General features: G+C 39.5%; 13 protein-coding genes. All 13 read left to right on the top strand.

The genetic code is table 11. The features are described 5' to 3' along the window. Window positions 1–259: 259 nt before the first annotated feature. The 13 genes from HZA10_02565 (at window position 260) to HZA10_02625 (ending at window position 12,251) form a co-directional block, all read left to right on the top strand. A complete protein-coding gene (locus HZA10_02565) occupies window positions 260–1,225 on the top strand; it encodes a hypothetical protein (protein MBI5195185.1) in 966 nt (321 codons plus the stop codon). Window positions 1,226–1,294: 69 nt separating this feature from the next. Continuing rightward, complete coding sequence (locus tag HZA10_02570) at window positions 1,295–1,825, top strand: hypothetical protein (protein ID MBI5195186.1); 531 nt, start codon at window positions 1,295–1,297, stop codon at window positions 1,823–1,825. 238 nt (window positions 1,826–2,063) lie between these two features. Continuing rightward, on the top strand, window positions 2,064–2,393 hold the full coding sequence (gene vanZ, locus HZA10_02575; protein MBI5195187.1) for a VanZ family protein: 330 nt from the start codon (window positions 2,064–2,066) through the stop codon (window positions 2,391–2,393). Window positions 2,394–2,459: 66 nt separating this feature from the next. Then, window positions 2,460–3,575 carry an NAD(P)/FAD-dependent oxidoreductase gene (locus tag HZA10_02580; protein MBI5195188.1) on the top strand — a complete coding sequence of 372 codons (1,116 nt, stop codon included), beginning with the start codon at window positions 2,460–2,462 and terminating at the stop codon, window positions 3,573–3,575. Between the two features lie 2 nt (window positions 3,576–3,577). Then, window positions 3,578–4,282, top strand: a complete 705-nt coding sequence (locus HZA10_02585) for a nucleotidyltransferase family protein (protein ID MBI5195189.1) — start codon at window positions 3,578–3,580, stop codon at window positions 4,280–4,282. Next, the gene (locus HZA10_02590) at window positions 4,283–5,278 is read left to right on the top strand and encodes a kinase (protein ID MBI5195190.1); all 996 of its coding nucleotides are present in this window, start codon (window positions 4,283–4,285) and stop codon (window positions 5,276–5,278) included. 82 nt (window positions 5,279–5,360) lie between these two features. Beyond that, the gene (locus HZA10_02595) at window positions 5,361–6,302 is read left to right on the top strand and encodes an NAD-dependent epimerase/dehydratase family protein (protein MBI5195191.1); all 942 of its coding nucleotides are present in this window, start codon (window positions 5,361–5,363) and stop codon (window positions 6,300–6,302) included. 111 nt (window positions 6,303–6,413) lie between these two features. Further along, complete coding sequence (locus HZA10_02600) at window positions 6,414–6,983, top strand: SIS domain-containing protein (GenBank protein MBI5195192.1); 570 nt, start codon at window positions 6,414–6,416, stop codon at window positions 6,981–6,983. Window positions 6,984–6,998: 15 nt separating this feature from the next. Next, on the top strand, window positions 6,999–7,997 hold the full coding sequence (locus HZA10_02605) for a GDP-mannose 4,6-dehydratase (GenBank protein ID MBI5195193.1): 999 nt from the start codon (window positions 6,999–7,001) through the stop codon (window positions 7,995–7,997). Between the two features lie 20 nt (window positions 7,998–8,017). Next, on the top strand, window positions 8,018–8,956 hold the full coding sequence (locus tag HZA10_02610; protein MBI5195194.1) for an SDR family oxidoreductase: 939 nt from the start codon (window positions 8,018–8,020) through the stop codon (window positions 8,954–8,956). Between the two features lie 9 nt (window positions 8,957–8,965). Next, window positions 8,966–9,952, top strand: coding sequence for a thiamine pyrophosphate-dependent dehydrogenase E1 component subunit alpha (locus HZA10_02615; GenBank protein MBI5195195.1), 987 nt, complete (start codon window positions 8,966–8,968; stop codon window positions 9,950–9,952). A 19-nt stretch (window positions 9,953–9,971) separates the two neighbouring features. After that, a complete protein-coding gene (locus HZA10_02620) occupies window positions 9,972–11,030 on the top strand; it encodes an alpha-ketoacid dehydrogenase subunit beta (protein MBI5195196.1) in 1,059 nt (352 codons plus the stop codon). A 3-nt stretch (window positions 11,031–11,033) separates the two neighbouring features. Beyond that, window positions 11,034–12,251, top strand: coding sequence for a methyltransferase domain-containing protein (locus tag HZA10_02625; protein MBI5195197.1), 1,218 nt, complete (start codon window positions 11,034–11,036; stop codon window positions 12,249–12,251). Window positions 12,252–12,253 lie beyond the last annotated feature (2 nt).

A 12,253-nucleotide genomic window follows, 5' to 3' on the forward strand; every position in this document is an offset into this window, starting at 1 on the left:
CAGTAATAAAACAAGATTTAAGCCAATCTTTATTTTATTTTTCAAGCAGTTAGCTTTAATTATATCTTTAGTTTATAGCCCCTAATATTTAAAGTTCTGCATATTGTCAACAGTAAAAAAATAAAATTTGACCTTCTGGTATAAGTTTTGCTATTTCATTAGCATGATGATGGAAAAAGAACATTTAAAACAGACTTATGGCAACGGAAGGTTATGCCCTTTAGTAGAAAAGCCTTATGATGAATGTTATTTCGTCAAAATGAAAAGTCAGGATATAGCCATGGCAATGTTTTATTGTTATGAGAACTTTGAAATATGCGGTATTTACAGAAGCGGCGAGTACTGCGCACATGCCCCGGCTATGGCAATAAAGCTAAAACAAATCAGCAAAAAAATGATAGTGGGGTTAATTGCGTTGATATTTTTTGCAGCATTAATGACGGGAAATGCCTTTGCAAGCCTATATGGACAGAGCGTTGACTTCCAGGACCTCGTGGACCAGCGCACCTTTTCCGCAGAAAATTATAACCCCGGCAGTTCAACCGGCGGACTGACCGGACTTTGGCCCGGGTTCAGCATTTCATGGGATATTTCCTATGATACAACCGTTTCATTATGGAATTATGAATATACGCTTCAGGGGAGCAAGGATATATCGCATTTCATATTAGAGGTTTCTAATCCGTCTTTAGCAACTGACATATTAAATGCCCGTTATAAAATAGGTGTGGAAGATTCAGATGATTCTGAACATTCAAGGTCGTTTGGTTTTTTAAAATCTTCAGACCATTCAGGCGATTCTGATGATGAGGATAATGACTCTGACTCATCAGGCTGGACGCCTGCCGCTATTGAAGGCCCGCAGGTGTGGTGGAATCAGGGCAACAGCGAACCAGGGCTTCCCACTCCTTTGTATGGGATCAAATTTGATGTTGGGGGAGAGTATATATCGTATTCTTTTCAGACAACTAAGGACCCGGTCTGGGGGAATTTTTATGCAAAAGACGGCAGGACAAAAGTGGGCAGGACGCAGATGGATGTCTATGCCTATAACGATGCGTTAGGGATTTCAGGGTTTAACAGCGACAATAAACTTGATTTTATACCAAGGCCTGACGGCGGGAGTAATCTCCCGACGGCTCCGGAGCCGGTCAGCACAATACTTTTTTTTTCAGGCGGGGCAGTGCTGACAGTTAGAAATTACTTTAAAAAAAGAAAGATATAAGAATGGTGAGAATTTAGAAGAATTCTCAAAAATTAAAAACATTAAATTATAGAAGGAGGTTTAAAAGCGATGAAAAGGAAAGTGTTGTTAACGGCGGTTTTTGCAGTAAGCATGTTTTTATTCTCATCAGTAGGGGCGTTTGCAGTTTCAAGTGCGGATATCCTTTATCTGGAAACAAACTTAGGGAACGGGTTGTGGCAGTATAATTATACCTTCTACAATACCTCAACAGCCGGAGAATACCTTTATAGCGTGTTCCTTGATTTTGATCACACGGCAGGCGTTATAGGTTCACCGCTTCCGACTGACTGGGCAGGCATTATATGGGAAGGGACAAATACAACGCCAACCCTTGATACGTTTTCACTGAGTAATGCCTCTGATATAGCGGCCAGCAGTAGTCTTGGGGGATTTAGTTTTACTGTTGATTATCCGGCAGGTGATATCCCGTACACTGCATATTTTAGCGACCATCGGAGGAGCTTTGATACGACAACCGGTATGACTGCAGTAGCGCCTGAGCCGATAAGCTCTATCCTCTTTTTATCCGGAGGCGCAGTGCTGGCAGTTAGAAGACGCTTAATGAAGAAAACAAAGTAAGCCAAAAGACATAAGATTATAAAAAATATAAAGGGATGTCCCATTTTCCATGGGACATCCCTTTTTTTATTCCTCGCCGTTGTCAATTTATTTAACACCGTATAAGTTTTTTTAAATGGATTTTTTTAAGAAAAAGTTTTAATATTCTAAGGCTTATTTGGCTTATTTAAAGAATTATTTTTGGAGGAAGGTGAAAAAGCTGAGGGCTGTTGTCTACTGGATTTTTACAATATCCTATATGACGGCAATTTTTTACATTTCTTCGCAAAAATCCGCAGAACTGCCCCCTCTTCCATGGGGAGCTGACAAGGTGTTGCATGCGGCGGCATATGCTGTTCTTGGAGTTTTAAGTTACTTATCATTTAAGAAAAGCGGGCTCAACAGACGGGTTATCGCCCTGTCGTTCCTTTTGGCGGCTATCTACGGTATTACCGATGAATTTCACCAGTCATTTGTTCCCGGCAGAAATGCTGCTGTTGGCGATGTTATTGCAGACGCTTTGGGGGCTTTTTTAGGTAGTTACACAGCAAATGCAATAAGCATCAGAAAATTGCAGAATTCTGTTTAGACCATAGTAAAAATTCAGTTCTCAGAAATTGACGGCTGCAATTTTTGTAACCGAGAAAGCGGAGCATTGGAAAAAACAGATATAACTATTATTGGCGCCGGCGTTGTCGGCTTGGCAATAGCGGCTGAATTATCCCAAAAATTTGAAAACATTACAATACTTGAGAAGCATAAGACTTTTGGGCAGGAGACAAGCAGCCGCAACAGCGAGGTAATACACTCCGGAATTTATTATCCGGAAGGGTCGCTAAAAGCTGCATTATGCGTTGAGGGCGCTGAATATTTGTATAAAATCTGCGGGCAGTTTTCCATTCCCCATAAAAAAACAGGCAAGCTGATTGTTGCATCTGAGCAGTCAGAGATTAAAGCCCTTGAAGCTCTGTTGGAAAAGGGTCAAAAAAACGGCGTAAAGGATCTGATGATTTTGCAAAAAAACGACGTTAGCAAGATTGAACCTCACACCCTGTCAGCTGCCGCCCTTTATTCTCCGAATACGGGAATTATTGACTCGCATTCGCTCATGAAATTTTTTTCTGATTCGGCTTCAGATAACGGGGTCTTGTTTGCTTTTAACAGCGAGGTCCACAGGATAGATAAAAAAAAGAATGGTTTTGTTGTCGGGATAAAGCAGGAGGACTATTACTTTGAGTCAAAAGTTGTGATTAACTGCGCAGGTCTTTATTCTGATTACATCGCAGGGCTTTCAGGGATAGACATCGGGAAAAATGATTATAGGCTTAAATTTTGCAAAGGTTCATATTTTTCATACTCAAAACCCTCTCCTGTCAGGATGCTTATCTATCCTGTGCCGCATGAAGAACTTGTAGGACTTGGCGTTCATGCGACTCTGGATCTGGCAAACCGCCTGCGCTTTGGCCCTGACGCAGAATATGTTGAAGCAATTGATTATAAGGTTGAGTCCGGCAAAAAGGAGAGTTTTTATAAAGGCGCCTCAAAAATCATATCAGGACTTGATATAGATTCATTCCTGCCGGACATGGCAGGCGTCCGTCCCAAACTGCAGGGACCCGGAGAAAAGACAAGGGATTTTGTAATCAGGGAAGAAAGCGGCAACGGCTTGCCCGGACTTATCAATTTAATCGGCATAGAATCGCCCGGACTTACCGCCTCTCCTGCCATAGCAAAGATGGTCAGCGGCATGATATCGGCATTGATGAATTAAAGATGGAAGCCATAATTTTAGCAGGCGGTCTCGGCACAAGGCTTCAATCTGTTGTTAAAGATGTCCCTAAGCCGATGGCGGACATAAACGGCAGGCCGTTTATGTCTTTCTTAATGGATTATTTATCAAGATATGGTGTGAAAAAGGTCGTGCTTTCAGTGGGCTATAAGCATGAGACGATAAAAAATTATTTCGGCTCAGGATACAAAGAGATGGATGTTGAATATGTCACAGAGGACCAGCCGCTCGGCACAGGCGGCGCCTTAAGGGAGACGCTGAGGCGCGTGCAGGGCAGTGAAGCAATAGTTTTAAACGGAGATAGTTTTTTTAATGTTAATCTCAATAACCTAATTGATTTTCACCATTCACAAGACTCCATGCTGACCCTTGCCGTAAAACCAATGAATAACATTGACAGGTATGGGACCATTATCCTCCAGAATGAGAGAGTAACCGGTTTTAGTGAAAAGTCCTCCGGAAATTCCGGCTATATAAACGGCGGTGTTTACGTGATGAAAAAAGAGAGCATGAATCATTATGCAGGGGAAGGCGCATTTTCCTTTGAAACTGATTTTTTGCAGAGGAATATAAACAGCCTTGCCGTTTCCGCCTTTATCAGCGACGGCTATTTCATTGATATCGGCGTCCCTGAGGATTATAAAAGGGCGCAGAAGGAACTGCAACAGGTCTTAAAGGAGGTGGTGTAAATGATTATCTCAAGGACGCCTGTAAGGATAAGTTTTTTTGGTGGGGGAACGGATTACAGGGAATATTTTGAAAGAAAGGGTGGCGCTGTTCTTGGAGTCACAATTGATAAATATACTTATGTGAGTGTAAACAGATTAAGTGATTTTTTTGATTACAAGATAAGAGTTGGCTATTCAAAATCTGAGCTTGTAAATAATGTGGAAAATATTGTACATCCAAGTGTTAGAGAGACTCTGAAGTTTAAGAATGTTAATGGTAATTTGGATATTCATATATTTGCTGACCTCCCGGCACGTACAGGTCTTGGTTCATCATCTTCGTTTACTGTAGGATTTTTAAATGCACTATATGCATTAGAAGGTAGAATTGTTTCTAAGCAACAGCTTGTTGAAGAGGCTATTTATATAGAGCAACAACTTATTAAAGAGAATGTTGGATGTCAGGATCAGGTTCATGCGGCTTATGGAGGACTGAATACAATCGAATTTAGTAAACAAGGATTATCAGTAAGACCTGTTATTATTTCAAAAGAAAAGCTTGATTATTTAAATGATTCATTGATGGTTTTTTATACCGGCTTATCTCGTTATGCAAGTGAAATAGTACAAGAACAAATAGAAAATACTAAGGATGGCAGAAAAGACGATTATCTTAAAAAGATGCATGAAGCGGTTTTTGAAGCTGAAAAGATAATTTCTGATGAAGAACCTGAGGATATGGCAAAACATCTGGGTGAACTCCTTCATGAATGTTGGAATCTTAAGAAAAATCTTTCAAGCCAAATATCAAATCAATTTATTGATGAAATATATAAAAAGACAATACAAACAGGCGCTTATGGTGGTAAATTAGCAGGAGCAGGAGGGGGTGGTTTCTTATTTGTATTGGCGCCTAAAGAAAAACAGCAAAACATCAGAAATGCACTAAGTGATTTATTAGAAGTGAATTTTAGATTTGAAAATGAAGGGTCAAAAATAATCTATCTAACACAGTGATTAGGGAAACAGGGTGCTTTGATGCCCACAGTGATATGAAATATAAAAATTATCCGGCGTGAATATCTAAGGAGGGTTGTTAATGGCTAAAGAGAGAGTTCTTGTAACTGGAGGGGCGGGGTACATCGGTTCTATTCTTGTGCCTACTTTATTGAACAACGGCTATAAAGTTACAGCATTAGACTCTCTAATATTTGGACAATCAGCACTACTTGAATGTTGCGCCAATCCCCATTTTGATTTTATAAAAGGTGATATTTGTGACGAAAGTTTAATATTGTCTTTGGTGCCAAAATTTGACATAATTATTCCTCTTGCTGCAATAGTTGGGGCGCCAGCCTGTAAAATTAACCCGTCATTAACAAAGATGGTTAATTATAACGCAGCTATAATGATGATAAACAAACTTTCATCATTTCAGATGGTTCTTTTCCCTACAACTAATAGCGGTTATGGTATTGGTGAAAAGGATGCATTCTGCACGGAAGAATCGCCTTTGAGGCCCATTTCAGATTATGGAAAAATCAAGGTAGAAGTTGAAAAGGCATTTTTGGATAAAGGCAGCGCTATAACATTTAGGTTGGCAACAGTTTTCGGTATGAGTCCCAGGATGAGAATGGACCTTCTGGTTAATGACTTTACCTATCGTGCATATAAGGATAAATTCATTGTTCTTTTTGAAGAACATTTTCGCAGAAACTATATCCATGTAAGAGATGTCGCAAGCGCATTTATTTTTGGAATAAAAAATTACGATAAAATGAAAGGACAGCCTTATAATGTCGGTCTTAGCAGTGCCAACCTCACTAAACGACAGTTGTGCGAGAAAATAAAGGAACATGTGCCGGAGCTATATATTCATTCAGCATCTATTGGTGAAGATCCTGACAAGAGAGACTATCTTGTCAGCAATGAGAAGATAGAGTCTTTAGGGTGGCGACCTTCCCATACATTAGATAGTGGTATACAAGAGCTATTGAAAGGGTACAAGATACTTAAGCCGAATCAATTTGCTAACGTATAAGCGTATAATTTAAGAAAAATATTTTGGGAGAATATCCAAATAATTAGCTTAGTATTTTAAAATAATGCTTGTTTGCATAATAATAATACTTTGTTGGATAAATAATGGGTTATGGAAGTTTTATTAAATAAATATAGGTCTAATCTTATTGAGGTATTTCAAAAAGCGGATATTCAAAGAATGAATATTCTTGCAGAATCACTTTTAGAAGTATGGCAAAATAAAAAACAGGTTTTTTTGTGTGGTAATGGAGGAAGCGCTGCAAATGCCATGCATATTGCAAATGATTTTTTCTATGGGACAGCGAAAGATTTTGGCAATGGTATTCGAGTCAATGCATTATCTTCTAATCAATCTGTGCTAACATGTCTTGCAAATGATGTTTCCTACGATGACATTTTTTCACGACAGTTACGAGTGCTTGGACAGGCAGGAGATATGTTGATTGCACTTTCAGGGAGTGGGAATTCTGCAAACATCATCAAAGCTATTGAGACCGCAAAAGAACTAGATATTAAGACGTTTGCAATCCTGGGATATTCAGGTGGAAAATGTCTTAATCTTGCCGATGTTCCAATCCATTTTCCTATAGATGATATGCAAATTGCTGAAGATATGCAATTAATAGTTGGTCATATGATAATGCAATGGCTGAGGGGAAAAATGTTCTTTAGCACATAGTGCAAAGGAGAGCCGATGTCAGAGAAAATAGTTGTTATAGGAAGTAATTCTTTTTCCGGCACAAGCTTTGTTGATTATGCTCTTAACAATGGCTCTGAGGTAATCGGGGTTAGCCGCTCCCCTGAACCTGATAGTGTTTTCCTTCCTTATAAGTGGAATAAACCAGATAAATTAAGCAATTTCAAATTTTATCAAATGGATATAAACAATCATCTTGAGGCAATTATAGAATTAATCAAAACAGTCAAGCCTGGCTATGTTGTTAACTTTGCCTCTCAAAGCATGGTGGCTGAAAGTTGGGCGCATCCTGAACACTGGATGATGACTAATGTAGTCTCAACGATAAAGTTTCATGACGCACTGCGTAAATGTGATTTTCTAAAAAAATATGTTCATATTTCAACGCCGGAAGTATATGGCACTTGCCAGGGGATAATACCTGAAAGCACAAATTATAATCCAAGTACTCCCTATGCCGTCTCTCGCGCCGCAGCTGACATGAGTCTTATGGCATTTTACAAAAATTACAAGTTTCCGGTTGTTTTTACAAGGGCGGCAAATGTTTTTGGGCCTGGTCAACAGCTTTATCGGATTATTCCCAGAGCAATTTTCTTTTTCTTGACCGGAAGAAAATTGCAATTACATGGAGGGGGGCATTCTGTTCGTTCTTTTATTCATATCAGGGATGTCGCAGACGGTACATTGCGGGTTATGAGACATGCACAGCACGGCGAAATCTTTCATTTTTCAACTTTGCGTAATATATCAATACGGTCGGTTGTGGAATTAATAGCTGAATATCTGAACATAGACTTTAATGAATCAGTGGAAATTGTAGATGAACGTCCCGGGAAAGATACTGCGTACTTGCTTGACAGCACAAAAGCAAAAAATAAGCTTGGCTGGAGCGATAAGATAACGCTTGAAGACGGCATCAAGGAAACAATTGCATGGGTAAAAAATAATCTTGAGGCTCTGATGTCGCAGACGCCGGATTATGTTCATAAACCATAGAAAAGAATGAGGGAGAGGACATGAATATTTTAGTTACAGGCGGTTGCGGATATATCGGGACAATTCTTGTGCCGCGCCTTCTGGATTTAGGCCATGATGTGACAGTTGTGGATATTATGTGGTTTGGCAATTATCTGGCGGCTCATAAAGATCTGAAAGTTGTCAATGAAGACACAAGAAATATTGATAACGTTCATCTGGATGGAGTAGATGCGGTTATTCATCTTGCGAATGTGGCAAATGACCCGTGCGGTGAATTAAATGCTAAATTATCATGGGAAGTGAATGCGCTTGCAACTATGCGCCTTATTGACAAGGCAGTACATTCAAAGGTAAAGCAGTTCCTTTTCGCATGTTCAGGCAGTGTTTATGGAATAAAGGAAGAACCGCAGGTGACCGAAGAACTGACACTTGTTCCTGTTTCTGACTACAATAAGACGAAAATGGTAGCAGAACGGGTACTGTTAAGTTATAAAGATGACATGATTGTTCAATCTATCAGGCCTGCCACGGTCTGCGGCTATTCACCGAGGATGCGTCTTGATGTATCTGTAAATATGCTGACCATGCAGGCCCTGGCAAAAGGTAAGATTACTGTTTTTGGCGGCACACAGGTCCGTCCGAATATTAATATAAAAGACATTGTTAATATCTTTATTTTTTTTCTTGAGAACGGTGATAAATATACAGGTATTTACAATGCGGGCTTTGAGAATATTTCCATACTGGACATAGCAAAGAAAGTTACTGCATTTGTTCCTGCGAAAATAATTGTTAGTGAGTCAAATGACCCGCGTTCTTATCGTCTAAATTCTGATAAATTGCTTTCTACCGGATTTAAACCTCAGTATGGTGTTGTGAACGCGATTGAGGAGATAATCAAGGTTTTTCGGGAGGGGAAATTACAGGATGAAGAAAAGTATTACAATTTAAAAACAATGAAAAGACTGGCAATTTAAATATAAAGTATGGTATTGCGTACTAATATTGATGCGAAGATCTTAATACAGCTACTTTATCAAATGAAGAGAATACGCGCTGTTGAAGAGACTATTGCAGAACGTTACAATGAGTGGAAAATGCGTTGTCCGACGCATCTATGCACCGGGCAGGAGGCTGTTTCCGCGGGTGTTTGCGCTGTATTAAGAAAAGACGACTTTGTAGTGAGCACTCACAGGGCGCATGGCCACTATCTTGCGAAAGGCGGCGATCTGAAACGAATGATAGCCGAAATATACGGCAAAGCAGCCGGCTGCTCCTCAGGCAAAGGCGGATCCATGCATTTAATTGATAAATCCGTTGGTTTTATGGGAAGCACCTCAATTGTCGGAGGTACGATTCCCGTAGGGACAGGGTTAGGCTTTTCTATACTTCTTAACGGCACAGACCAGATATCCTGTGTTTTTTTTGGCGATGGAGCAACAGAAGAAGGGGTATTTTATGAATCTATCAATTTTGCTATTTTAAAAAAGCTCCCGGTTTTGTATATATGTGAAAATAATCTTTATTCAGTGTATTCCCCTCTCTGTGTGAGGCAGCCGGCAGAGCGGTCCATAAGTAAAATGGTAAGCAGTTTGGGAATCGCAAGTGATTCGGGCGATGGAAATGACGCTACTGAGGTATACACTAAAGTGATAAATGCAGTTGAACATATCAGGCAAGGAAAGGGTCCTTTCCTCCTTGAATTTGCAACTTATAGATGGAGGGAACATTGCGGTCCTAATTTTGATAACGATATAGGGTACCGGACAGAAGAAGAATATTTATGCTGGAAGAAAAAAGATCCGATTATGCTGCTTGAGAATGAGATGAAAAACAGGGATGTTTTTAATCCCGGAGAAGTTCAAAGGGTGGATTCTTTAATAGAGTCTGAGGTCCATGAAGCATTCAGTTTTGCGGAAAGCTCACCATTTCCTTCTCAAGATGAGGCATTTATTCAGTTATTCAAAGAATAATATTGCATGAGGTTTTGAATTGGCAAGGAACTTACAGTTTGGGAAGGCTATTAATGAAGCTCTTTTTATAGCGATGGAGAAAGAGCATAAGATTATCACTTTCGGGCTTGGAGTGGATGATCCTAAGCGAATTTTTGGGACCACTGCAGGCTTGAAGGAGAAGTTTGGTTCTTACAGGGTATTTGACATGCCTGTATCAGAAAATGCAATGACCGGTATCGCTATTGGCGCCTCATTAAATGGAATTCGTCCTGTTATGACACATCAAAGGCTTGACTTTTTTCTTCTCACAATGGATCAGCTTGTTAATAATGCCGCAAAGTGGCATTACATGTTTGGCGGAAAGAGTTCAGTACCTATTACAATCCGCCTTATACTCGGAAGGGGATGGGGGCAGGGACCTCAGCATTCTCAGAGTCTCCAGTCATGGTTCGCGCACATACCGGGATTGAAAGTTGTTATGCCGGCAACGGCATATGATGCAAAAGGGCTTTTACTATCCGCAATATTTGATGACAATCCGGTAATTTATCTTGAACACAGATGGCTGCATAACCTTGAAGGAGAAGTTCCAGAGGGTGATTATAGGGTCCCAATTGGAAAGGCTAATGTGTTAAAAACAGGAAATGATTTGACCATTGTTTCGCTTTCTTATATGACAATTGAGGCTCTTCATGCAATTGAAATTCTTGAAAAACAAGGCGTGCATTGTGAACTGATTGACTTAAGAACGGTAAATCCTATTGACTGGGAGACAATATTTAAGTCTGTAGGGAAGACCGGCAGACTTATAGCGTTGGATACTGCAACTGAAACTCTTTCTATTGCAGGAGAAATTGTGGCAAAAGTTTCAATGGAAATGTTTGGTAAATTGAAAGGCGCTCCGACAAGGATAGCCTTGCCGGATTTTCCTACACCTACATCCCCTTCTTTAACTGATAAATACTATAAAAGAGCGGAGGATATAGTCCATACTGCGGGAAAAATGTTAGGCAGAAAATTGGATGTTCAGGAAATACTGGATAGCAGAAAATCACCCCATGATGTGCCGGGGGATTGGTTTAAGGGACCGTTTTAGAAAATGATGCATAAGGACATGTGCATACAATATAAAGATGCAGTTATTAATAAAAGAACACAATGTTCCGTATGTGATAACAGGGAACTAATTGAAATTATGAATATGCCGGAATTGCCGATTACCGGGTTGTTTTCCAAAGAAAAACAAAAGGATTCTTTTTCAGGCATAGATCAAAGTTTATTATGGTGTTCGAAATGCGGGCAGGGTCAACTGTTGAATCAGGTTAACCCTGAAATACTATATGATTCTCAAAAATATACCTTCAGAACGTCTTTGAGTTCAACTGCTCAACAGGGAACAAAAGTATTTATTGACTATCTTCGGGAGTTTGTACCGGACGAAAAATTTAATTGCATTATTGATGTAGGATGCAATGATTTATATTTACTTCATGAGATAAAGTCTTTTGGTAAGGTTAGAATAGGACTTGATCCTATATGGACATCGCAGGAAAATAATATTAAAGATTCGGACTTACATGTAATAGGAGGCACTGTTGAGGAAACTGATTTAGATAAAGTTCTTCCCTGTAAGCCTGACTGTATTTTATCAAGACACACGCTTGAACATATATTTGACCCTCAACTTGTCTTGGAAAAATTGATTGATTGCGCAACAGATGATGCATTGTTTCTTTTTGAAATACCCGGGTTTGATTCATTAATAACAAGAGGACGCTTTGATCAGGTTTTTCATGAGCATCTGCAGTATTTCAGCTTAAGTTCGTTTGAAGCTCTCTTAAATAAACTTGGAGCTAAGCTAATAGGCTATCATGAAAACTATCATAATTGGGGGGCTTTAATGATAGCCTTCAGAAAGAAAGGTGCAGCGCATAGGAATTTTAATGTTGCATTTACAAGAGAAGATATAGAGTGGAGGAGAGACCTTTTTTTTTGTCAGATGGATAATGCCCGAAAGACATTATATGAGTTCAAAAATACAAACATATATGGATATGGCGCCGCATTAATGCTGCCGGTATTAGCTTATCACCTGAAAAGCGATCTGTCTTTTATAAAAGCTGTAATTGATGATGATAAGGATAAAGAAGGTTTTTTCTATACTAATCTTCCGCTTCAAGTGAAACATTCCGGCAGTATTGAAGATTTTTATAGTTCAACAGTTTTTGTTACCGCAATAGACAATGTTAAACCTATCATGCTAAAGCTGCTGCAGAATAGGCCGAAACACATAATTTATCCGTTGCACATAATTTAAAG

It is taken from the genome of Nitrospirota bacterium, from assembly GCA_016212185.1.
Taxonomy (GTDB): domain Bacteria; phylum Nitrospirota; class Thermodesulfovibrionia; order UBA6902; family DSMQ01; genus JACRGX01.